At 69.5% G+C, this 21,233-nt stretch carries 20 protein-coding genes; 9 read left to right on the top strand and 11 right to left on the bottom strand.

Going from position 1 to position 21,233, the window contains the following annotated elements:
- Window positions 1-58: 58 nt before the first annotated feature.
- On the top strand, window positions 59-2,782 hold the full coding sequence (locus FHW78_RS10090; RefSeq protein ID WP_183639801.1) for a bifunctional acetate--CoA ligase family protein/GNAT family N-acetyltransferase: 2,724 nt from the start codon (window positions 59-61) through the stop codon (window positions 2,780-2,782).
- Here the strand turns inward: FHW78_RS10090 and FHW78_RS10095 are convergent.
- Genes FHW78_RS10095 through FHW78_RS10105 form a run of 3 tightly spaced genes read right to left on the bottom strand, consistent with a single transcriptional unit; the run spans window position 2,779 to window position 3,913 of the window.
- Window positions 2,779-3,003, bottom strand: coding sequence for a hypothetical protein (locus tag FHW78_RS10095; protein WP_183639803.1), 225 nt, complete (start codon window positions 3,001-3,003; stop codon window positions 2,779-2,781). The two genes, FHW78_RS10090 and FHW78_RS10095, sit on opposite strands and share 4 nt — an antisense overlap.
- Window positions 2,990-3,436, bottom strand: a complete 447-nt coding sequence (locus tag FHW78_RS10100) for a type II 3-dehydroquinate dehydratase (protein WP_183639805.1) — start codon at window positions 3,434-3,436, stop codon at window positions 2,990-2,992. Before FHW78_RS10100 ends, FHW78_RS10095 begins: the two co-directional genes overlap by 14 nt.
- Before the next feature lie 36 nt (window positions 3,437-3,472).
- Window positions 3,473-3,913 (bottom strand): hypothetical protein, encoded by a 441-nt coding sequence (locus tag FHW78_RS10105; RefSeq protein WP_183639807.1) that lies wholly within the window; start codon window positions 3,911-3,913, stop codon window positions 3,473-3,475.
- 151 nt (window positions 3,914-4,064) lie between these two features.
- On the opposite strand from FHW78_RS10105, the gene FHW78_RS10110 reads away from it, so the two are divergent.
- On the top strand, window positions 4,065-4,943 hold the full coding sequence (locus FHW78_RS10110) for a class I SAM-dependent methyltransferase (RefSeq protein WP_183641314.1): 879 nt from the start codon (window positions 4,065-4,067) through the stop codon (window positions 4,941-4,943).
- Window positions 4,944-4,959: 16 nt separating this feature from the next.
- A complete protein-coding gene (locus tag FHW78_RS10115; protein WP_183639809.1) occupies window positions 4,960-5,502 on the top strand; it encodes a pseudouridine synthase in 543 nt (180 codons plus the stop codon).
- A gap of 319 nt (window positions 5,503-5,821) precedes the next feature.
- Here FHW78_RS10115 and FHW78_RS10120 read toward each other — a convergent pair whose 3' ends face one another.
- Together FHW78_RS10120 and hrpB are read right to left on the bottom strand one after the other, a co-directional pair.
- Window positions 5,822-6,184, bottom strand: coding sequence for a hypothetical protein (locus FHW78_RS10120; protein WP_225562375.1), 363 nt, complete (start codon window positions 6,182-6,184; stop codon window positions 5,822-5,824).
- 206 nt (window positions 6,185-6,390) lie between these two features.
- Entirely contained in the window at window positions 6,391-8,874 is a 2,484-nt protein-coding gene (gene hrpB, locus FHW78_RS10125) for an ATP-dependent helicase HrpB (RefSeq protein ID WP_183641315.1), read from the bottom strand.
- Between the two features lie 86 nt (window positions 8,875-8,960).
- On the opposite strand from hrpB, the gene FHW78_RS10130 reads away from it, so the two are divergent.
- Window positions 8,961-9,767 (top strand): TatD family hydrolase, encoded by an 807-nt coding sequence (locus FHW78_RS10130; RefSeq protein ID WP_183639811.1) that lies wholly within the window; start codon window positions 8,961-8,963, stop codon window positions 9,765-9,767.
- Between the two features lie 7 nt (window positions 9,768-9,774).
- On the opposite strand, the gene FHW78_RS10135 is transcribed toward FHW78_RS10130, so the two are convergent.
- Window positions 9,775-10,083 carry a hypothetical protein gene (locus tag FHW78_RS10135; RefSeq protein ID WP_183639813.1) on the bottom strand — a complete coding sequence of 103 codons (309 nt, stop codon included), beginning with the start codon at window positions 10,081-10,083 and terminating at the stop codon, window positions 9,775-9,777.
- Window positions 10,084-10,271: 188 nt separating this feature from the next.
- On the opposite strand from FHW78_RS10135, the gene FHW78_RS10140 reads away from it, so the two are divergent.
- On the top strand, window positions 10,272-12,194 hold the full coding sequence (locus tag FHW78_RS10140; protein ID WP_183639815.1) for a winged helix-turn-helix domain-containing protein: 1,923 nt from the start codon (window positions 10,272-10,274) through the stop codon (window positions 12,192-12,194).
- A gap of 27 nt (window positions 12,195-12,221) precedes the next feature.
- Here the strand turns inward: FHW78_RS10140 and FHW78_RS10145 are convergent, their stop codons facing one another.
- Genes FHW78_RS10145 through FHW78_RS10160 form a run of 4 tightly spaced genes read right to left on the bottom strand, consistent with a single transcriptional unit; the run spans window position 12,222 to window position 15,456 of the window.
- Window positions 12,222-12,719, bottom strand: a complete 498-nt coding sequence (locus tag FHW78_RS10145; protein WP_183639818.1) for a carboxypeptidase-like regulatory domain-containing protein — start codon at window positions 12,717-12,719, stop codon at window positions 12,222-12,224.
- 40 nt (window positions 12,720-12,759) lie between these two features.
- Window positions 12,760-13,701, bottom strand: coding sequence for a 2-dehydropantoate 2-reductase (gene panE, locus FHW78_RS10150; protein ID WP_183639820.1), 942 nt, complete (start codon window positions 13,699-13,701; stop codon window positions 12,760-12,762).
- Between the two features lie 43 nt (window positions 13,702-13,744).
- Window positions 13,745-14,515, bottom strand: a complete 771-nt coding sequence (locus FHW78_RS10155; RefSeq protein ID WP_141454962.1) for an ABC transporter permease — start codon at window positions 14,513-14,515, stop codon at window positions 13,745-13,747.
- The gene (locus FHW78_RS10160) at window positions 14,512-15,456 is read right to left on the bottom strand and encodes an ABC transporter ATP-binding protein (protein WP_318289411.1); all 945 of its coding nucleotides are present in this window, start codon (window positions 15,454-15,456) and stop codon (window positions 14,512-14,514) included. The genes FHW78_RS10155 and FHW78_RS10160 overlap by 4 nt, the downstream gene beginning before the upstream one ends.
- 63 nt (window positions 15,457-15,519) lie before the next feature.
- Between FHW78_RS10160 and FHW78_RS10165 the strand changes: the two genes are divergently transcribed.
- From FHW78_RS10165 to FHW78_RS10180, 4 genes are all read left to right on the top strand, one after another.
- Window positions 15,520-16,329 (top strand): ferredoxin--NADP reductase, encoded by an 810-nt coding sequence (locus tag FHW78_RS10165; RefSeq protein ID WP_183641317.1) that lies wholly within the window; start codon window positions 15,520-15,522, stop codon window positions 16,327-16,329.
- A 281-nt stretch (window positions 16,330-16,610) separates the two neighbouring features.
- On the top strand, window positions 16,611-18,122 hold the full coding sequence (locus FHW78_RS10170) for an alpha/beta hydrolase (protein WP_183639824.1): 1,512 nt from the start codon (window positions 16,611-16,613) through the stop codon (window positions 18,120-18,122).
- Between the two features lie 52 nt (window positions 18,123-18,174).
- Window positions 18,175-18,921 (top strand): ATP-binding cassette domain-containing protein, encoded by a 747-nt coding sequence (locus FHW78_RS10175; RefSeq protein ID WP_183639826.1) that lies wholly within the window; start codon window positions 18,175-18,177, stop codon window positions 18,919-18,921.
- Entirely contained in the window at window positions 18,918-20,099 is a 1,182-nt protein-coding gene (locus tag FHW78_RS10180; RefSeq protein WP_183639828.1) for an ABC transporter permease, read from the top strand. Before FHW78_RS10175 ends, FHW78_RS10180 begins: the two co-directional genes overlap by 4 nt.
- A 70-nt stretch (window positions 20,100-20,169) precedes the next feature.
- On the opposite strand, the gene FHW78_RS10185 is transcribed toward FHW78_RS10180, so the two are convergent.
- Window positions 20,170-21,189 carry an energy transducer TonB gene (locus FHW78_RS10185; RefSeq protein WP_183639830.1) on the bottom strand — a complete coding sequence of 340 codons (1,020 nt, stop codon included), beginning with the start codon at window positions 21,187-21,189 and terminating at the stop codon, window positions 20,170-20,172.
- Window positions 21,190-21,233: the final 44 nt, after the last annotated feature.

Below are 21,233 nucleotides of genomic sequence, written 5' to 3' on the forward strand. Positions count from 1 at the left end.
TGGCCCGCTGACGGCCAGCGCGTTACCTTTGTCGCGCCTCCCGTCTTTCCGGTCCGCGATGAGCACCTACCGCCTGCAATCCATCTTCCGGCCCACCTCGGTGGCGGTGGTCGGCAGCCGGTCGCGGCCGCGTTCGGTCGGACGCGCGGTGATCAACAACCTGCTGGAAGCCGGTTTCGGCGGACCGATCGGCCTGGTCAACCTGCATCCGGCCACCATCGACGGCGTGACCACCGCCCGGCGCCTGCGGGACCTGCCGTGGAAGCCGGATCTGGTGGTGATCGCCACCCCGCCGGCCACGGTGCCGGGCATCGCCCGCGAGGCGGCCGAGTGCGGCGCCGGCGCGGTCGCGGTGCTGACCGCGGCGATGGGTTCGGGTCCGGACTCACCGGCGGCGCAACTGGATGCCATCGCGCGCGAGAAGGGCCTGCGCGTGCTGGGGCCGAACTGCCTGGGCGTGATCGCCCCACACGTGCGCCTCAATGCCAGCCTCGCCGGCCACCTGCCGAGCGCGGGCGATCTGGCGCTGATTTCGCAATCGGGCGCGATTTCCGGCGGACTGGTGGAATGGAGCGTCGGCCGCTCGGTCGGATTCTCCGCGGTGGTGTCGCTGGGTGACGCGCTGGACGTGGATTTCGCCGACCTGCTCGACTACTTCGCCACCGATCACCGCACCCGCGCCATCCTGCTCTACGTCGAGGCGATCAAGGACGCGCGCAAGTTCATGTCGGCCGCGCGCGCGGCGGCGCGCACCAAGCCGGTGGTGGTGGTGAAATCGGGCCTGCCCTCCGCCGCGGGCGGCCGCGCGGCCGCCGACAGCACCCACGTGCAGCACCTGGCGCATCCGCGCGCGGTGTATGACGCCGCGTTCCGACGCGCCGGCCTGTTGCAGGTGCGTTCGCTGGACGAACTGTTTTCCGCCGCCGAAACCCTGGGACGCCTGCGCGCGTTTCCGGGCCGACGGTTGGCGATCCTGACCAACGGCGGCGGCGTGGGCGCGCTGTCGGTGGACCGCCTGCACGAACTGGGCGGCACCCTGGCCGCGCTGTCCGACGGCACCCGCGACCGCCTGGACGCGATGCTGCCGGCGGGCTGGTCGCGCAGCAATCCGGTGGATCTGCTGACCGACATCGACGCCGAACGCTACGCCGCCACCATCGCCGCACTGCTGGACGATCCGGAGAACGACGCCCTGCTGGCGGTCAACGTACCCACCGTGTTGTCCTCGGCGGTGGAGACCGCCGAAGCGATGACCCGCCTGCTGCGGGCGCGCCCCGCGCACGGCCCGCACAAGCCGGTGTTCGCGGTCTGGCTGGGCCACGATCCGGCCGCTGCCGAAGTGCTCGATGCCGCGCGCATTCCCAACTACCCGACCGAGTCCGACGCGGTCGGCGGCTTCATGCACCTGGTCCGCTACCGCGAAGCGCAGGCGGCGCTGATGGAGACGCCGCCCAGCCTGCCCGAGGATTTCGTGGTCGACACCGATGCGGCGCGCGCGCTGGTGGAGCAGGCATTGAGGGATGGCCAGCACTGGCTGGATCCGCTGGCGACCGCGCACGTGCTGGCGGCCTACGGCATTCCGGTCGCGCCGTTGCAGCGCGCGCGCGATCCGGACGACGCGGCGCGGGTGGCCGAGCCGCTGCTCGCGCAGGGCCTGGCGGTGGCGGTGAAGATTCTTTCGCCGGACATCCCGCACAAATCCGATGTCGACGGCGTGCGCCTGAACCTGGTCAGCGCCGACGCGGTGCGCGAGGCGGCCGCCGGCATCCTCCAGCGCGCGCGCGCGGCGCGCCCGGACGCGCGCATCGGCGGCGTGCTGGTGCAGCCGACCCTGTTGCGGCCGAAGGCACGCGAGCTGATCGCCGGCATCGCCGACGACGAGGTGTTCGGCCCGGTGATCGTGTTCGGGCGCGGCGGCACCGCGGTGGACGTGATCGACGACAAGGCGCTGGCGCTGCCGCCGCTGGATCTGCGCCTGGCGCATGAACTGATCGGCCGCACCCGGGTCTCGCGGGTGCTCAAGGCGTATCGCGACGTGCCGGCCGCCGACGAGCGCGCGATCGCGCTGGTGCTGGTCAAGCTGGCCCAGCTGGCCGCCGACATCCCGGAAATCCGCCAGCTGGACATCAATCCGCTGCTGGCCGATCGCGACGGCGTGATCGCGGTGGACGCGCGCATCGCGGTGGCGCCGGGCCGCAAGCTGCACAAGGGCCGCGGCCACCCGCGCTTCGCGATCTTCCCCTATCCGAAGGAATGGGAGCGCACGATCACCCTGGCCGACGGCAGCGACGCCTTCGTGCGGCCGGTGCGGCCGGAGGACGACGCGATGTTCCGCGAGTTCTTCACCCATGTCACCGACGAGGACCTGCGCCTGCGCTTCTTCCAGTCGGTGCGCCATTTCAGCCACGAGTTCATCGCCCGCCTGACCCAGATCGACTACGCGCGCTCGATGGCGCTGGTGGCGCTGGATCCGGCCAGCGGACAGATGCTGGGCGCGGTGCGCCTGCACGCCGACGCCAATTACGAACGTGGCGAGTACGGCATCCTGGTGCGCTCGGATCTCAAGGGCCACGGCATCGGCTGGCGGCTGATGCGGATCATGATCGAATACGCGCGCTGGCTGGGGCTGGCGGTGGTGGAAGGCCAGGTGCTGCGCGACAACCGCACCATGCTGGCGATGTGCGAGCAGCTGGGCTTCCGCATCCGCGCCGATCCCGACGAGCCGACCCTGATGGACGTGGAACTGCCCATCGACGGACGCACCGAGGACGGCGCCGGCTAGAGCCGGCAGACCTGGCGCAGGCGCACCTCGCCCGGATCCACGCCATGCTGGTCGGCGGCCGCCTGGCGCAGCCGCCGGATCAACCCCGCGGGATCGCGGTTGGCGGCGTCGGCGGCGCAGCCCAGGGTGATCTGGCCCCAGGCGACCGCTTCGCCCATCGCGTAGACCTCGTAGTCGGCGAAGTAGCCGCTTTCGGGCGCCAGCCGCTCAGGTACCGACATGGCGTTCGGACTCGCATTCGGCGCAGCCCAGATGCTCCAGCGCCATTTCCAGCGCCAGCGTATAGCTCTGCGCGCGGTAGCCCTGGGCGACCGCGAGGCAGGCCGGCGAGGGTGGCAAGCGCGGTTCGGGCGCGTCGCAGGCGTCGTCGTGCACTTCGATGTAGGGAATCCCGGTGTGGTCCACCGCCTCATGCAGGCGCGCGCTGCCGGCGGCGCTGCCGGGATCCAGCAGCAACAGCTCGGTGTGCGCCCGTCGCGCGCTGTCCAGTGCATGCAGGTACTCAGCTTCGTTGGCGCACACGCGCACCGCCAGGGTCTTGCCGGCGACGGCCGCGCGCTCGGCCAGTCCGCGCAGGATCTGCGGCGGCAACGGGGGCGGAGGTTCGCTGTGATGGGCGCGGCGCTCCGGGCCGCGGATGAGCAGTAACGACATGGGAGAACTCCGTCGGGAGGGAGGAATGGAAAGTGGTCAGACGCCGCTCGCCGGCATGGCCAGCCGGCGCAGGGCGATGGACAGCGCCAGCGTGTGGCCGGCGTGACGGTCGCGGTTGAACACGACCGTCGCCAGCGGCGCGTGCCGGAGATCCAGATAGGTCTCCAGCACCTGCGCGCTGTCGTCGTGCACCTCGATGTAGGGCATCGACAGCTGATCCAGGGTCTCGCGCAGCGCCGGCAGGCCGGGGTCGTTGGCGGCGATGTCACCGGAATCCAGCAACAGCATGCGCGCGTCCAGGCTGGTGCCGGCACGCAGTCCGGTCAGCAGCGCGTCCACGCTGGGGCAATGGCAATGGAACACGGTGTGGCCGCGGGCGCGTGCCTGGGATTGCAGGCCGCGCACGGCCCGCGGCGCCAGCATCGGCGCGTGGCCAGCCGATGATGCGTGCGGGCCTTCGATGATCAGCAGGTTCATGCCTGGCTTCCGGACGCGCTTGCGCGCAGTCCGGTCAGCCTAGGCGGCGGTGGCGTAAACGGGCCATTCCGGACACGGGCGTCCTGCGTAAATTCCACATAAGCGCGCCGACGCCGATGGCATGGATTCAGCCATGCCGCAGCGCGACCGCATGGTAGGCTCGCGGCACTTTTCCCCCGGAGGACACCCGATGAAGTCGCATTCGATTTGCCTCGCCGTGCTGCTGGCCCTGGGCGCACCCGTGATCGCGCAGGCGCAGGATGCCGCGGCAACCGCCGCCGACGCCGCTTCCGGCATCGACACGATGCTCAAGGGCAACTGGCGCGCGCCAGCCAACGTGGCCCGCGACGATGCCCGCCATCCGCTGGAAACCCTGACGTTCTTCGGGCTGAAACCGGATCAGACCGTGGTCGAGATCACGCCCGGTGGCGGCTGGTACTCCGAGATCCTGGCGCCGTACCTGCGCGAACGCGGCCAGTACGTGGCGGCGGTGGTGGATCCGATGGCGGTGGCCGAAGGCCGCGGGCGCGATTACCAGCAGCGCAGCAAGGACGGACTGGAAAAGAAGCTCGCCGCCTCCCCCGCCCAGTACGACAAGGTCCGGGTGACGGCCTATTCGCCGTCGGCGCCGGTGTTCGGCGCGCCGGGCTCGGCGGATCTGGTGCTGACCTTCCGCAACGTCCACAACTGGCGCTCGGCGGGCCAGGCCGAAGGCATGTTCAAGGGCTTCTTCGACGTGCTCAAGTCCGGCGGCGTGCTGGGCGTGGTCGAGCATCGCGCCAAGCGCGACGTGCCGGCGGACGACAACAGCGGCTATGTCGGCGAGGCGCAGGTGATCGCGCTGGCCGAGGCGGCGGGTTTCCGCCTGGACGGCAAGAGCGAGGTCAATGCCAACCCGCGCGACACCAAGGACCATCCCAATGGCGTGTGGACGCTGCCGCCGACCAACAACCACGATGCCAAGGATGCGGCGAAGTACCAGGCCATCGGCGAAAGCGACCGGATGACGCTGCGCTTCGTGAAGCCCTGATTCAAGCGGTTGTTCCGTGCTGATCGCGTTCAATAAACCCTTCAACGTGCTGTGCCAGTTCACCGACCGCAGCGTTCCGCCCCGGCGGACGCTGGCGGAATTCGGCCTGCCGCCGCGGGTATACGCGGCCGGCCGCCTGGACCACGACAGCGAAGGGCTGCTGCTGCTGACCGACGACGGCGGACTCGCGCATCGCCTAACCGATCCCCGCCACAAGCAGGCCAAGACCTACCGGGTGCAGGTGGAAGGCGCGCCGGACGAGGCGCAGCTGGACGCGTTGCGGCGCGGGGTGGTGTTGAGCGATGGACCGACCCGGCCGGCGGAGGTGCGCCGGCTGGATCCGCCGCCGGCGCTGTGGCCGCGCGATCCGCCGGTGCGCTTCCGCAAGACCGTACCGGACGCCTGGCTGGAAGTGCGCATCACCGAAGGCCGCAACCGGCAGGTGCGGCGGATGACCGCCGCCGTCGGCTTGCCGACCCTGCGACTGGTGCGCGTGGCGATGGGTGAAGTCTCCCTGGGCGACCTCGCTCCCGGCCAATGGCGGGAAATCCGCACGTAGAGCCGAGCTTGCCCGGCTTGGTGGTCATCGGGAAGGAAACATCGCGCGCAGCGGAGCAAGCTCCGCTCTACGATGCCGTGTAGAGCCGAGCTTGCTCGGCTTGGGGATCATCGGGAAGGAAACACCGCGCGCAGCGGAGCAAGCTCCGCTCTACGATGCCGTGTAGAGCCGAGCTTGCTCGGCTTGGGGATCATCGGGAAGGAAACATCGCGCGCAGCGGAGCAAGCTCCGCTCTACAGCTTTGTGTAGAGCCGGGCTTGCCCGGCTTGGGTCATCGGGACGGAAATGCCATGTGAAGCGGAGCAAGCTCCGCTCTACGTCAGGGGTTGGGCGAGGTGGAGCGGGAGGCGGCGGCGCGGCGGCCGGCGCGGCCGGTGCCGTTGACCTTGCGCGCTTCGATGCGACGCGACTTGCCTTCGATCGGCGCGTCGGCGGCGTCGCGCTTGCGCTTGCGGTAGGCCGCATAGGCCAGCAGGCCAATGCCGGCGGCCGCGGCGACGGCCACCACCGGGTTGCGGCGGATGAACTTGCCCGCGGTCTTGGCGCCAGTCTTCGCCGCGCCCAGCACCACGCCGGTCTGCAGCAGCTTGTCGGCGTTTTTCGGCATCGCCTGCTTGAGGTTGCTGCCGGCCTGGCTGACCAGCTCCAATGCGCGGTCGGTAATGATGGTGAGCTTGCTCATCGTCGTTGTCCTGTGGGAGATGACGGGTCCAGTGTCCATCGGGGGATGTTCACGGCCCGTTAGCGGACCACGCCCGCGCCTTCCGTTGGCTGAACGGCTGCGGCCCCGTTCTTGTGGCCCTGTGGGAGCGACGTCAGTCGCGAAGGGGCTTTCCCGCAGGCGTCCATCGCGACTGACGTCGCTCCCACAAGGGAAGAAACCCGATCTCAGGTCCCGCGCGGCTTGGCGCGGTGGGTGGCTTGGGCAGTCCAGGGGTCGTCGGGCCAGGGGTGCTTGGGGTACCGGCCCTTCATTTCCTTCTTCACTTCCGGGTAGGTGCGTTCCCAGAAGCCGCGCAGGTCCTGGGTCACCTGCAAGGGGCGGCCGCCCGGCGAAAGCAGGTGCAGGGTCAGCGGGACGCGACCGTCGGCGATGCGCGGCGTTTCGGCCAGGCCGAACAGTTCCTGCAGCTTCACCGCCAGCACCGGGGGTTGCCCGTGCGCGTATTCGATGCGCCGTTCCATGCCCGACGGCACGATGATGCGGGTCGGGGCGAGCGCATCGACACGCTGGCGCAGCGACCAGTCCAGCGGCGACTTGAGCGCCTCGGCCAGTTCGGACTCGCCGAGCGCATCCAGCCGGCTCTTGCCGGCGAAGGCGGGCCGCAGCCAGCGATCCAGATCCGCCAGCAGGGCCTCGTCGGACAAATCCGGCAGGCCAAGCTCGGGCATCCATTCGCGCAGGCAGCGCACGCGTTCGCGCCATTGGCCCAGTGATTCGGTCCATGGCAAGGCATCGATGCCCAGTTCGCGCACCGCGTCGGTGAGCGCTTGCGCCGCCAATGCGGGATCGACACGGCCGGTTGAACGCGCTTCCAGCACGATGCGATCGAAGCGGGCTTCGCGCTGCGCGCTCAGCGCGCGCTTGCCGGCATCCCAGCGCACCGCGTCCTCGGTGACGAAGCGATCCGGAAACTCCGCGCGCAGAAAGCCTTCGTCAACCGGCGCACCGCGCTGGATCAACGCGTCCTTGGCTTCGTAGCGCAGTTCGCTGGCGACAATCCAGGGTTCGCCGAACAGCGCGCTGTCGTCGAACAGACGCGCCATGCGTCCGTTCGCCAGCGCATAGCGGCGCGGGTCCTGCGGATGCTGGTAGCCGATGCGATCGGGATAGGCATGGCTCAGGCGATCACCCAGCAGGTGCGTCTCGACGGTCGATGGCGGCGGCGCGTCTTCGCGCAGGCGCCGCCGCCACTGCTTGGACGCCGCGTCGATGGCGGCAAGCGCGGAACGATGCGCGTCCGCCGGCGCCCTGCCCTGGCGGAATGCCGCCAGCGCGCGCCAACGCGCAGCCAGGGCATCACCGCCGCCACGCAGCGGATCCCGCGCTTCGATCAGCGCCGCCAGATCGCAGGCCAATGCGCGGGTCGCACCCGCCGGCGCCGACAGCAGCATCGCCGCCAGCCTGGGATGCGTGCCCAGCGCCAGCATCCGCTGGCCCAGCGCGGTGACGCCGCCGCTGTCGCCGAGCGCGCCCAGCCGCTGCAACAACTCGCGCGCCGCGCCGAGGGCGCCGGCCGGCGGCGGATCCACGAAGCGGAGTTGGTCGCTGCCCCACGCCGCCAGTTCCAGCGCCAGCGCGGCCAGTTCGACCTGGGCGATTTCCGGGCGGCGCTGTGGTTCCAGCCGCTGCGATTGCGGCCACAACCGGTATGCCCATCCTTCGGCGACGCGACCGGCGCGACCGGCGCGCTGGTCGGCGGAAGCCTGCGAGATGGCAACGACTTCCAGTCGCGCGAAACCGCTGTTGGGATCGTAGCGCGGCTCGCGCGCCAGCCCGGCGTCGATCACCACGCGCACGCCCGGCAGGGTCACCGAGGATTCGGCCACGTTGGTCGCCAGCACCACCCGGCGATGGCCGTGCGGATCTGGTTGCAGCACTTCGGCCTGGCGCTCCACGGGCAGCTCGCCGTGCAGCGGCAACACCGCGACATCGCGCGGCAAGCCATCGAGCAGCGATTGCAGCCGCGCGATTTCGCGCTGGCCGGGCAGGAACACCAGCACGTCGCCCGGATGCGACGCCAGCGCCTGCTCGATCGCGCGGCGCGCCTGCACCTCGGCGGGTTCGTCGCGGCGCGCGGGGAAATGCGCCACCGTCACCGGGAAGCTCCGCCCTTCGCTGGCCAGGCGCGGGGCATCGAGGAAACGCGCCAGGCGTTCGCCATCCAGGGTGGCCGACATCGCCACGATGCGCAGGTCCTCGCGCAGCTGCGCCTGCACATCGAGCGCCAGCGCCAGGCCGAGATCGGCCGACAGATGGCGTTCGTGGAATTCGTCGAACAGGATCGCCGCGACCGATTCGAGCATCGGATCGTCCTGGATCATCCGGGTCAGGATGCCCTCGGTGACGACCTCGATGCGGGTGCGCGCCGACACCTTGTTCTCGAAGCGGATGCGATAGCCGACGGTTTCGCCGACCGCCTCGCCGCGCTGCTTCGCCATGAAGCCGGCGGCCGCGCGCGCGGCCACCCGGCGCGGTTCCAGCATCAGGATGCGGCGCCCCTGCACCCACGGCTCGTCGAGCAGCGCCAGCGGCACCTGGGTGGTCTTGCCCGCGCCGGGCGGCGCTTCCAGCACCAGCCGCGGATGCGCCGACAGGCTCCGCCGGATCTCCGGCAGCAGCGGGGTGATGGGGAATTCCGGTGACGGCACGGGCGACGGCATGGCCCGCTAGGATACCGGCTCCGCGCGCCGGGCCGACTACAATGGCGCGCCCTCCGCTCCACGACTTCCGCTCCATGCACCTGATCGACATCGGCGCCAACCTGACCCACGAAAGCTTCGGCCACGATTTCGACGCGGTGATGCAACGCGCCCGCGCGCACGGCGTGGTGCAGATGGTGGTGACCGGCGCCAGCCGCGAGCATTCGCCGCAGGCGCTCGCGCTGGCCCAGGCGCATCCGGGTGAACTGTTCGCCACCGCCGGCGTGCATCCGCATCACGCGGTCGAGTACACCGACGAGTGCGACGCCGAGATGCGCGCGCTGCATGCGCATCCGGAAGTGGTCGCGGTGGGCGAATGCGGGCTGGACTACTTCCGTGATTTCTCGCCACGGCCGGCGCAGCGGCGCGCGTTCGAGCGCCAGCTGCAGATCGCGGCGGAGAACGGCAAGCCACTGTTCCTGCACCAGCGCGACGCGCATGCGGACTTCGTGGCGATGATGAAGAACTTCGACGGCCGGCTGGGCCCGGCGGTGGTGCACTGCTTCACCGGCAACCGCGAGGAATTGTTCGACTACCTGGACCAGGACTGGCACATCGGCATCACCGGCTGGTTGTGCGACGAACGCCGCGGCCAGCACCTGCGCGAACTGGTCCGGCACATCCCCGCCGAACGGCTGATGATCGAGACCGACTCGCCCTATCTGCTGCCCCGCACCGTCCGGCCGCAGCCCTCGCATCGCCGCAACGAGCCGATGTACCTGGCCCACATCGTCGACGAGCTGGCACGTGATCGCGGCGAATCGGTGGAGGCCACCGCCGCCGCGACCACCGCGACCGCGCGCGCGTTCTTCCGCCTGCCGTCGCGCGAACCGGGTACCTAGCAGGTACCTAGGGTCGTCCGGCCAACCCACGCTCCGGCGCATCGGCCGGACGCGGCAACTGCAACACGACCGTGCGGATGCCGGGCTTCCGGCAGGCGCGCTGGATCTCGGCCATCAGCCGCTGGCGCGAGGCATAGGCTTGGCCGGCGTTGGCCTGGCCCAGCCAGCGACCGGTCTCGTACTGGGACGGCAGGCGTGGTTGCGCGCAATCCACCCGCAGGTCGGTCGGCGGCGTCACGGCGCCGGCATGGGCGGGCAGCGACAGGGCCGCTGCCAGCAGCAGGGCGGACAGCACGGTGGCGGGAATGGCGTTCATGGGGTTTGTTCCTTCGATGGCCGGGTCGCCAGCCTCGCGCCGCCGCCGCGTCCGGGTCTTGAGGAGGCTGGCGGGAAACCCCGATGGACGGCTTGGGAAGCTTGGGAAATGCTTAGGCCGGCACGGCCGCGCTTCCGCGTATCCCTAGGATGTACGTGTTCCGCCGGAACCTTCCTGCGCCGATCGCCATGCCGTCATCCGCTTCCGCCCGCATCGTGCTCGACGGCGTGGTCATCGACCTGACCGGACGCCAGTTGCTGCGCGACGGCGAAGTGCGTCCGCTGGAGCCCAAGGCGTTCGACGTGCTGGCGCTGCTGGCGTCGGAACCGGGCCGCGCGTTCAGCCGCGACGAGATCCTCGACGCGGTGTGGGGCCACCGCCACGTCACCCCGGGCGTGCTCAACCGGGTGATCACCCTGCTGCGACAGGCGCTGGGCGAGGACGCCCATCATCCGCGCCGGCTGCACACCCTGCATGGCATCGGCTACCGCTTCAACGAGGAACCGGCACCGCCCGGTGCGGCCTCCGCGCCCGCAACCGATCCTTTGGTCGCCACGGCGCATCCACGCCCTCCGCGTGCGCCGGCCTGGGCCATCGCCGCCTTGCTGGGCCTGCTGCTGCTGGCCGCCGCGGTATTCCTCCCGCGTGCTTACGACGCGGCGCCGGCATCGGCCCGGGCCGAGCCGCGCACCCTGATCGTGATGCCGCTGGTCGCGGTGGGCGAAGGAGATCGCGACATCGCCTTCGGCCTCAGCGAGGAGCTGATCAGCACGCTCTCGCGCATCCGGGGGCTGCGTGTGATCGCACGCGATTCGACCCGCCTGGCCACGGCCGACGGCGCCGACCTGTCGCGGCTGGTCCGCCGGCTCGGCGTCAGCCATGCGCTCGAAGGCAGCGCCCGCCAAGCCGGGGAGCGCCTGCGGGTGCACCTGCGGCTGGTGGATGCGGCGACCGGACGCACCTTGTGGACCCAGGACTACGATCGCGACGTGGCCGACGTGCTGGCGCTTGAACGCGACATCGCCCAGGCCGTCGCCGGCGCACTCGCGCTCAACCTGGGGCTGGCACATCCGGCCGCGGCAACGCGCGGCGGCGACGCGGATTTCTACCGTCGCTACCTGGCGGTGCAGGCCTTGCTGCGTGCGCCGCCACCGGTACCGCCCGAGCGGGTCGAGCTGGCCGAAACGCGCCTGCGCCAACTGGTCGCCGAACAACCCCGGCACGCGCCTTCGCACGCCGCCCTCGCCGCGGCGCTGGACGGGCGCGCCTACCTGCGGCCGGAACTGGCCATCGAGCTGCGCCAGGATGCGGCGCACCACGCCGCATTGGCGCAGCGTCTGGATCCCGCCTTGCCCGAGCCCTACCTGGTGCAGGCCAGCGCCGCCTGTCGCGGCAACCAATGGGAGCTATGCCTCTCGCTGTACCGCCATGCCACCGACCTGGCGCCCAGCGAGATGCGCGCGCAGTTCCAGTACGCCATGGCGCTGGCGTCGCTGGGCTACCTGGACCAGGCCGAGCAGGTGATGCGGCGCGGCGCCCGCCGCGATCCGCTCAACCAGGGCTGGCATTTCGGTCATGGCCGCATCCTCGACACCCTGGGCCGGCACCGCGAGGCCCTGGTCGAATTGCAGCGCGCCGGCCGCTTCGGGCGCTATGGCCGCTGGTTCAACGCGGTGTGGCGCGGCGATCACGCGGCCTTGCCGGTGATCGCCGCCGGCATCGGCGGACCCGAGGACACCAGCAGCCGGCAGTATGGCCCGCTGCTTCGCCAGTCCTACCTGCTGGCCAGCCGGGCCGTGGTGGATCCTTCCGCCTGGCCGCGGACGCGCATCGCGATGAAGGAGTTCGAACAGCGCACCGGGTTGATGAACTTCCTCAGCGTGCTGGATCCGCAACGCGACACCGCCGCCGTGATCGACGGGCTGGATCAGGTGCGAAGGCGTTCGTATTCATCCTGGGATCTGCTGCTGTGGACCCGCGACCTGGCGTATCTGCGCGAGGATCCGGCGTTCCAGGACTACCTGCACCGCAGCGGCATCGCCGCGTACTGGGACAAGCATGGCCTGCCGGCGCAATGCCGGCGCGACGCACGCCGTTACCGGTGCCAGTGAATCCGTGGATGCGGAGGCGACTCTTCTCTAGCGATCCCGCGCCTTCCATTCGCAAACGTCCCGCACCCGCGCCAGATCGCAGTGCATGTCGATACGGCGGGGCGGCCATCCGATGTCGCCTTCCTTGAATCCTTCGACCCAGCGTCCGTCGTCCTCGATGCAGACGCCCCACGTGTTGATGCGATCGCCCATCGGCAACATCATCCCGATCTCGCTGGCGCCGCGGATCGTGAACCGGCCCGTCGCGTCGGTGACTGCCGTATACCGGGAGGGTCCGCAGTCGGCCTTGAACATGCTCGGCAACACGTGGATCCGCGCACCCGCAACGGGAACCTGCCCTCGCACCAGCATTCCTTCGATTGCCGGGACGATCTGCTGCCCATGCGGGAAACAGCCAGTCAACAGCAGCAGGCTCGCGGACAGCGGCAAAAGGCGTCGCAGATGGCGTGTATGCATCAGTTGAAGGACTCCGGGAGGGTTCATGGCGGTGTCCCCACCGTACGAACGGCGATCGCCGGCGGCCATCGGAGCATTCCGAATGGCGCCGATTCTCCGCTCCGCGCGATCAACGTGCCGGCAGCGACGCCTCGTAGGCCTGCAGATGGCACCAGGCGGTGGACAGCAGGGACGCCGGCAGTCCGAAGCCCTGCGCGCGATGCACCATGTCGCCGACGATCTGCCGGCCCTCCACGCGCTGGCCGGCTTCCAGGTCGCGCAGCATCGAGGCCTTGATGTCCGACCCCGATTGCCGCAGCGTCGCCAGCGCGGTGTCCTGCGCAGCCTGCGGAATCGGTTGTCCGGATGCCGCGGCCACCGCGATGCATTCGGCGTACAGCGCGGTCATGAACGCCTCGCCGCCCTCGCCCGCCACGATCCGCCCGATTGGCGCGCGCATCAGGCAGGTACCGGCGGCCAGCGCGGTGAGGAAGCTGTACTTGATCCACTGTTCGCGGGCGATGTCCGGCGCGAGCAGGTGATCGACGCCGGCCTGCCCGCAGGCCTCGGCGAAGGCCGACAGGCGCGCGCGCGGCGCGGCGCCATCGCGTTCTCCAAAGGTGATCGAAGCGGGCCTGCCCAGATGCAGGATTTCGCCCTGCGGTCCCTTGGTGGCGCTGATGAAGCACAGGCCGCCGACCACGTGATCGCGGCCGAACCGCTCATCCAGCCGCGCGTAGTGCAGCAGGCCGTTGAGCACCGGCAGCACGTCGGCGCCGGCCTCGACCGCGGGCGCGATCGCGTCGATCGAACTGTCCAGGTCGTAGGCCTTGCAGCTGAGCAGGACCAGATCGAAGGGACGCGACGCAATCAGTGCCGGCAGGGCTTCGGCGGTCACCGTCGCCACCGGCAGGTCGGCGTCGCCGAGCGGACTGCGGATGCGCAGGCCCTCGCGCGCCAGATCCGCCGCGCGCGGCGCGCGGACCAGGAAGGTGACGTCGGCGCCGGACTGCGCCAGCCGGCCGCCGAAATAACCGCCGGTGCCGCCGGCGCCCAGGATCAGGATTCGCATCCGCACCACTCCCTGCATCGCGCCGGACCGTGCCGGCGCAAATTCAACTGCGCAGGCCGACGCCGCGCTTGAGCAACCACAGCGCCAGCGAACTGAGCGCCAGCACGAATCCCAGCATCAGCGCGTAAGCCACCCACAGCGGCACGTCGCTGCTGCCCAGCAGGCCGTAGCGGAACGCGTTGACCATGTAGAAGATCGGGTTGGCGTGGGTCAGCGCCTCGGCCCAGGACGGCAGCAGTTTCACCGAATAGAACACGCCGCCCAGGTAGGTCAGCGGGGTCAGGATGAAGGTCGGCACGATCGCCACGTCGTCGAATTTCTTGGCATAGACCGCATTGATGAAGCCAGCCAGCGAGAAAATCGTGGCGCCCAGCAGGACCGTGCTCAGGGTGACCAGCGGATGCGGCATGCGCACGGGGGTGAAGAAGGTCGCGATGATCAGCACGATGATGCCGACCATCAGGCCACGCAGCACCGCCCCGGCCACGTAGCCCCACAGGATCACCCAGTTCGGCATCGGGCTGACCAGCAACTCCTCGATGTGGCGTCCGAACTTGGCGCCGAAGAAGCTGGAGGAGATGTTGCCGTAGCTGTTCTGGATGACGCTCATCATCACCAGGCCCGGCACGATGAACTCCATGTAGCTGTATCCGCCCATGTCCCGAATCTGCGAGCCGATCAGGCCGCCGAAGATCAGGAAGTACAGGGTCATGGTGATGGCCGGCGGCACCAGGGTCTGGCCCCAGATGCGCAGGATCCGCGCCACTTCGCGGCGGACGATGGTGCCGAAGGCGATCAGGTTGGGATTGCTCATGCCGCCTGCTCCTTGCCATTGCCGGTCATGCGCACGAACAGTTCCTCCAGCCGGTTGCTCTTGGTGCGCATCGAGCGCACCCGGATGCCGGCTTCGTTGAGCGCGGCGAAGATGCGGTTGAGATCCATCGCCCGCGGCATGTCCAGATCCAGCGTATGCGGATCGGTCGCCACCAGCGTCGCGCCTTCGATGAGCGGCAGCTGCGCCGGCAGCTCGCCGTCGATGTCCAGCAGGAAGCCTTCCACGTCCAGCTTGGCCAGCAGCTCGCGCATCGGGCCCTGCTCGACGATGGTGCCGTGGTCGATGATGGCCAGGTTGCGGCAGAGGCTTTCGGCCTCCTCCAGGTAATGGGTGGTCAGGATGATGGTGGTGCCGGCGGCGTTGATGTCCTTCAGGGTCTTCCACATGCCACGCCGGATTTCGATGTCCACGCCGGCGGTCGGCTCGTCGAGGATCAGCAGCTTCGGCCGGGTCATCATCGCGCGGGCGATCATCAGCCGCCGCTTCATGCCACCGGACAGCGTGCGGCTCATCATCTGCGCCTTGTCCCACAGCTGGGCGCGCTTGAGTTCCTCTTCGGCCAGCACCAGCGCCTCGGCGCGGGGCACCCCGTAGAAACCGGCGTAGTTGACCAGGATGTCGATCGGCTTCTCGAACATGTTGAAGTTCAATTCCTGCGGCACCAGGCCGATCAGCCGCAGGGCGTCGTCGCGGTGGCGCGACAGGTTGACGCCGAACACCTCGACTTCGCCGCCGCTCTTGTTCACCAGCGAGCTGACGATGCCGATCAGGGTCGACTTGCCGGCGCCATTGGGGCCGAGCAGGGCGAAGAAATCGCCGGGCGCGACCTGCAGCGAGATGCCCTTGAGCGCCTGCACGCCGTTGTCGTAGACCTTGCGGAGATCGGAAATGGCGAGCGCGGGCGCGTTCGCGGGAACCACGGGTTGGGACACGTAGGGGACCTTGCGGCGCCAGCGTGGGCGCCCGGGGGGACACGAACGCTTATTATAGGCACCCCGCCGGGTCGGTCCCGGCACCACACCGTTCCATCGCCCAGCACCTTGGCCATCGTCCATTTTCCGTTGAAGCTCGTCGGGCGCCGCATGCTGGCCCCCAGCGTCGGCCACTATGTCTTCGTCCGTGACGACGGCCAGCCCCTGGACTTCATCCCGGGCCAGTTCATCCAGGTGCATTTCAGCTACGCCGACGGGACCCCGGCCAAGCGCAGCTATTCGCTGGCGACCATCCACGATCACCGGCTGGGACCGGGCGAGGCGGTGGAGATCGCGGTCAGCTACGTGCCCGGCGGCGCGGCCACGGCCCTGTTCGAGGGCCTGCCCGAAGGTGGCCACGTCGACGCCAGCGGTCCCTACGGCCGGTTCTGCCTGATGCCCAACGACCGCAACCGCCGCTACCTGCTGATCGCCACCGGCACCGGCGTCACGCCCTACCGGGCGATGCTGCCGCAGCTGGCCGAGCAGATCGCCGGCCGCGACATCGAGGTGGTGCTGCTGTTCGGCGCGCGTACACCCGCCGAACTGCTGTACGGCGAGGATTTCCGCGCCTTCGCCGACCAGCATCCGCAGTTCCGTTTCGTGCCCTGCTTCTCCCGCGAACTGCCGGAACATCCGCACCCGGATGTCCGCCAGGGCTACGTGCAGCAGCATCTGGCCGAGTTCGCCCCGAATGCGGATACCGACATCGCCTACCTGTGCGGCAATCCGGACATGGTCGATGCCTGCTTCGAGGCGCTGAAGGCCGCCGGCCTGCCGATTCCGCAGATCCGCCGCGAAAAATACGTCAGCAGCAAATAAAACCGGTAGGAGCGGCGTCCCGCCGCGAGCTCTTCGCCGGATTCTTCGCCGGATTCTTCGCTGGACTCTTCGCCGGATTCTTCGCCGAGCTCTTCACCGGGCATTGGCGGCCGCTGTGTGAAAAGGCTCGCGGCGGGACGCCGCTCCTACCGCCGGTCGGTGATTCCGATGGTTTGGGATGCCTGCAGGCGGTCGGAAAAAAAGCCACCGCACTTTGGTCACATCCGTCGGTTGGCGTCGTCATGGCATCCTGAAACGCATCGCAACCAGGACGAACGCCCATGCGACACCACCGCAACACCCTGCTGGCCTGCGCCGGCCTGCTCGCGCTCACCGCCTGCAGCAACGCCCCCGCGCCGGACAAGGCGGCCACCGGCCGCCACTATGGCCGCGTCACTTTCCAGCCCTGCACCCTGGCCGAGGCCGGGACCGGCGGGAACGTCGAGGCGCAATGCGCGACCTTCGAGGTGCCGGAGAACCGGCAGGCGCCGCAGGGCCGCAAGATCGCCCTCAACCTCGCCTGGCTGCCGGCCACCGACGAAGGCGCGGCCCTCGAGGATCCGGTGTTCTTCCTGGCCGGTGGTCCCGGCCAGGCCGCGACCGAGCATGCGGTCCTGGTCGACGCGGCCCTGCGCGAGGTCCGCAAGCAGCGCCACGTGGTACTGGTGGACCAGCGCGGCACCGGCCGCTCCAATCCGCTGAAATGCGATGGCCCCGAGGACGGGCCGTCGGTCGCCGACATGGATTCGCTGGATGAGGGCGCCCTGCAGGCCATATCGCGCAAGTGCGTGGACGCGCTGTCCAAGCACGCCGATTTGCGCTTCTACACCACCACCGAGGCCATCCGCGACCTGGACGCCGTGCGCGCCGCGATCGGCGCCGCGCAGATCAACCTGATCGGCGTGTCCTACGGCACCCGCGTCGCCCAGCAGTACGCCGGCGCCTATCCGCAGCACACCCGCGCGATCGTATTGGACGGCGTGGCGCCGAATGCGCTGGTGGTCGGCGGTGAGTTCGCCCGCCGTTTCGATGACGCGCTGGCGCTGCAATCCAAGGCCTGCGCCGCCGATGCCGCCTGCCGCGCGCGCTATCCGACCGACCTGCGCACCCGCCTGCTGGCGCTCAAGCAGCGCCTGTCCGCCGCGCCGGTGGAGGTGACCTACCGGGATCCGTCCAACGGACAGGAGAAGCGGGACAAGCTGTCCGCCTCGACGGTCACCGGCCTGACCCACGCGTTCTCCTACATGCCGGCCACCACCTCGCTGCTGCCGCTGGTGCTGGACGAAGCCGACCAGGGCCGCTACGGCCCGCTGATGTCGCTGGCCAAGTTCATGGACGGACAGGTGTCCGGCCAGATGGCGCGCGGCATGCAGCTGTCGGTGATCTGCGCCGAGGACGCCGATCGCTATCGGCCGGATCCGGCCGACGCCGATACGGTGATGGGCGACGACCTGGCCCGGCTGTTCTTCAGTCCCTGCGCGGTGTGGCCGAAGGGCGAACGCCCGGCTGGCTTCAACCAGCCGCTGGTGTCGAAGGTGCCGGCGCTGCTGATGTCCGGTGAGCAGGATCCGGTCACTCCGCCCAGCTACGGCGAAGCCGTGCTCAAGGGATTGTCCAACGGCCGCCACCTGGTCCTGCGCGGCCAGGGCCACAACGTGATCGGCCAGGGCTGCATGCCCAAGCTGGTCAGCCAGTTCATCGAATCGACGGATGCCAAGGCGCTGGACGCCAAGTGCCTGGATGCGATCGACGGCACGCCCGCCTTCACCAGCTTCAACGGATGGGAGCCGTGATGGACCTTCGCATCCCCTTCCCATCCGCAGCAGCGATTCCAGGAGACATTCGATGATCGTGGCACAGGATCTGCACAAGAGCTTCAAGGCCAAGACTGGCCTGGTCAATGCGGTGGACGCGGTCAGCTTCCAGGCGCGCGACGGCGAGATCACCGGCCTGCTCGGCCCCAACGGCGCCGGCAAGACCACCACCATGCGCATGCTGTACACGCTGATGTCGCCGGATCGCGGCAGCGTGCTGGTCGACGGCATCGACGCCGCCCGCGACCCGGTCGCGGTGCGCCGTGCGCTGGGCGTGCTACCGGATGCGCGCGGCGTCTACAAGCGCCTGACCGCGCGCGAGAACATCGCCTATTTCGGCGAACTGCACGGCCTGTCGCGCGAGGTCATCGCCGAGCGCACCCGCAAGCTGTCGCAGGCGCTGGACATGGACGACATCCTGGATCGGCAGACCGAAGGATTCTCGCAGGGCCAGCGCACCAAGACCGCGATTGCGCGGGCGCTGGTGCACGACCCGAAGAACGTCATCCTCGACGAACCGACCAACGGCCTGGACGTGATGACCACGCGCGCCATGCGCGGCTTCCTGCGCCAGCTGCGCGAAGAGGGCCGCTGCGTGATCTTCTCCAGCCACATCATGCAGGAGGTCGCCGCGCTGTGTGATCGCATCGTGGTCATCGCCAAGGGGCGCGTGGTCGCCGCCGGCACCGCCGACGAACTGCGCCGGCAGGTCGGCGAGGACAACCTGGAAGACGCCTTCGTCAAAGTGATCGGGTCCGAGGAGGGACTGCACGCATGAGCCTGTTCGGTACCGTCATCACCGTGATGCGCAAGGAGCTCAAGGACCTGTCGCGCGACCGCCGCACGCTCGCCCTGGCCCTGTTCCTCGGCCCGCTGCTGTACCCGGCACTGATGCTGGGCATGGGTTCGCTGGCCGAGAAGCGCGCCCGCACCCAGATCGACAAGGAACTCGACATTCCCGTGGTCGGCAAGGAGAACGCGCCCAACCTGGTGGCCTTCCTCGCCAGCTACGGCCTGAAGGCGGTGGAACCGCCAAAGGATCTGGCCGCGGCGATCCGCAACCAGGACATCGACGTCGCCCTGCGCATCAGCCCCGACTACGCCCGGGACTGGCGCGCCGGCAAGCCGGCGCTGGTGGAAATCATCAAGGACAGCACCCGTCGCGATGCCGAGATTCCCAGCCGACGGCTGGAAACCACGCTGGCGATCTACAGCCAGCAGGCGGGCGCGCTGCGGCTGATGGCGCGGGGGCTGGATGCCTCGGTCGCCAAGCCGGTGAACATCGGCGCGCAGGATCTGGCCACGCCGGAAGCCAAGCGTGGCGTGCTGCTGTCGGTGCTGCTGCCCTACCTGCTGATCCTGACCTCGTTCATCGGCGGCGCCTACCTGATCCTGGACGCCACCGCCGGCGAGCGCGAACGGCAGTCGCTGGAACCCTTGCTCGCCACGCCGGCTTCGCGCGGCGCGGTGGTCAGCGGCAAGATCGCCGCGGCCTGCATGATCGGCATGGGCACGCTGGTGCTGACCTTGCTGGCGTTCCGTTTCAGCGCGCAGATTTCCTCCGGCGTCGGCCGCCAGTTGAACGTGTCGTTCCCGGCGATGGCGCAGATGCTGCTGGTGCTGCTGCCGATGCTGTTCATCGGCACGTCGCTGCTGACCTGGCTGGCCGCCAGCGCCAAGAGCATGAAGGAGGCGCAGAGCCACATGACCTGGTTGCTGCTGTTGCCGATGGTGCCGACCTTCGCGCTGATGGCCAGCCCGGTGAAGAGCCAGCTGTGGCAGTTCGCGGTGCCGTTCCTCGCGCAGAACCAGCTGATCCTCAAGGTCATCCGCAACGAGGCCATCACCCCGCAGATCTGGGGCATCTACCTGGCCAGCGCGTTCGCCCTGGCGGCGTTGCTGTGGTTCGCCGCGGTGCGCCGCTACCACCAGGAGCGATTGGCGATCTCGGGCTGACGGGGCGCGATGCCGGAATGAAAAAAGGGGGCGGAAATTCCGCCCCCTTTTTGCTGCCTGATGTTCCGGTTCAACCGCCCGGATTGAACCCGATGGTGCGGCGGGTGGTAACCGGCTCGCTGACCGGCTGGAACTTCCAGCGCTTGGCCGCGTTGACCGCTTCGCGATCGAATACACGGGCCGGAGTGGCGCGCACGACCCGCGCTGAGGTGACCGAACCATCGGTGCCCACCGTGAATTCCACCAGCACCTCGCCGGCGGTACCGGCGCGCAGGGCTTCGGGCGGATAGCGCGGCGCCGGCGTGCTGATCGGACGCAACTGGTTGCTGCCGCTGGAAGTCGCCGCGGTGCTGGCTGGCGCCGACGCGGGTGCGGACGGTGTCTGCGCCGCCGCGCGGGCGGCGGCCTCGCGCTGTTCGGCCTCGCGCCGCGCCGCGGCCTGGCGTTCGGCTTCCTGGCGGGCGGCTTCCTGCTGCTGGGCCAGCTGCTGTGCGGCGGCGGCCTCGGTCGCGCGTTGCTGTTCGGCCTGCTGCGCCAGTCGCTGCTGGTCCTTCAACCTCGCCTCTTCCGCGGCCTTGGTCTTGGCCTCGCTGTCCTGCGCACGCTGGGCGACTGCTTCCTGCGCCGCGGTGATGCTCTGCTTCAAGCGCGGCAGTGCCGGCGCCTTGGGATCGGCCTTCTCGATGATCGCCGACAGGCGTTGCGCCTCGGTGAACTCCTCGCGCGCGATGCTCTGCTCCGCGGCGATCAGCGTGTAGGGCATCAGGTCGGTCAAGGCGCTCGTCACGCCCGGATCATTGGGCAGCTTGTCGCGCAGGGCCAGGTAGTACTCCATGGCGTTGTTGCCGCCGGGCGCGTAGATGCGGTTCTCGCGCAACGCGTTGGTGGCGGCGTCGCGGAGCTGGTCCACGTTCATGGCCTGGACTTCGGCTGAAACCGCCGGCGGCGGCGGCGCGGCCTGTCCCGCGGCGGCGGCCTGTCCGGTGGCAGGGGCCGTGGCCGGTTCGTCCTTGGAGCATGCGGCGATGGTCAGTACCAGCAATAGCGGTACCGCCAAGCGCGACTTGGCGTAGTGCGTCTTCGACAGCATCGGTTGTTTCCCCCAGAAACACGAAAGTGAATCAATGGATCCCG

Source organism: Pseudoxanthomonas sp. OG2 (genome assembly GCF_014192765.1).
Lineage (GTDB): Bacteria > Pseudomonadota > Gammaproteobacteria > Xanthomonadales > Xanthomonadaceae > Pseudoxanthomonas_A > Pseudoxanthomonas_A beigongshangi.

What these genes read in the sequence shown, in the direction of transcription:
- FHW78_RS10090 (WP_183639801.1), top strand. Translation starts at nt 59, where the DNA reads ATGAGCACCTACCGCCTGCAATCCATCTTCCGGCCCACCTCGGTGGCG.
- FHW78_RS10095 (WP_183639803.1), bottom strand. Translation starts at nt 3,003, where the DNA reads ATGTCGGTACCTGAGCGGCTGGCGCCCGAAAGCGGCTACTTCGCCGAC.
- FHW78_RS10100 (WP_183639805.1), bottom strand. Translation starts at nt 3,436, where the DNA reads ATGTCGTTACTGCTCATCCGCGGCCCGGAGCGCCGCGCCCATCACAGC.
- FHW78_RS10105 (WP_183639807.1), bottom strand. Translation starts at nt 3,913, where the DNA reads ATGAACCTGCTGATCATCGAAGGCCCGCACGCATCATCGGCTGGCCAC.
- FHW78_RS10110 (WP_183641314.1), top strand. Translation starts at nt 4,065, where the DNA reads ATGGTAGGCTCGCGGCACTTTTCCCCCGGAGGACACCCGATGAAGTCG.
- FHW78_RS10120 (WP_225562375.1), bottom strand. Translation starts at nt 6,184, where the DNA reads ATGAGCAAGCTCACCATCATTACCGACCGCGCATTGGAGCTGGTCAGC.
- FHW78_RS10130 (WP_183639811.1), top strand. Translation starts at nt 8,961, where the DNA reads ATGCACCTGATCGACATCGGCGCCAACCTGACCCACGAAAGCTTCGGC.
- FHW78_RS10135 (WP_183639813.1), bottom strand. Translation starts at nt 10,083, where the DNA reads ATGAACGCCATTCCCGCCACCGTGCTGTCCGCCCTGCTGCTGGCAGCG.
- FHW78_RS10140 (WP_183639815.1), top strand. Translation starts at nt 10,272, where the DNA reads ATGCCGTCATCCGCTTCCGCCCGCATCGTGCTCGACGGCGTGGTCATC.
- FHW78_RS10145 (WP_183639818.1), bottom strand. Translation starts at nt 12,719, where the DNA reads ATGGCCGCCGGCGATCGCCGTTCGTACGGTGGGGACACCGCCATGAAC.
- panE (WP_183639820.1), bottom strand. Translation starts at nt 13,701, where the DNA reads ATGCGAATCCTGATCCTGGGCGCCGGCGGCACCGGCGGTTATTTCGGC.
- FHW78_RS10155 (WP_141454962.1), bottom strand. Translation starts at nt 14,515, where the DNA reads ATGAGCAATCCCAACCTGATCGCCTTCGGCACCATCGTCCGCCGCGAA.
- FHW78_RS10170 (WP_183639824.1), top strand. Translation starts at nt 16,611, where the DNA reads ATGCGACACCACCGCAACACCCTGCTGGCCTGCGCCGGCCTGCTCGCG.
- FHW78_RS10175 (WP_183639826.1), top strand. Translation starts at nt 18,175, where the DNA reads ATGATCGTGGCACAGGATCTGCACAAGAGCTTCAAGGCCAAGACTGGC.
- FHW78_RS10180 (WP_183639828.1), top strand. Translation starts at nt 18,918, where the DNA reads ATGAGCCTGTTCGGTACCGTCATCACCGTGATGCGCAAGGAGCTCAAG.
- FHW78_RS10185 (WP_183639830.1), bottom strand. Translation starts at nt 21,189, where the DNA reads ATGCTGTCGAAGACGCACTACGCCAAGTCGCGCTTGGCGGTACCGCTA.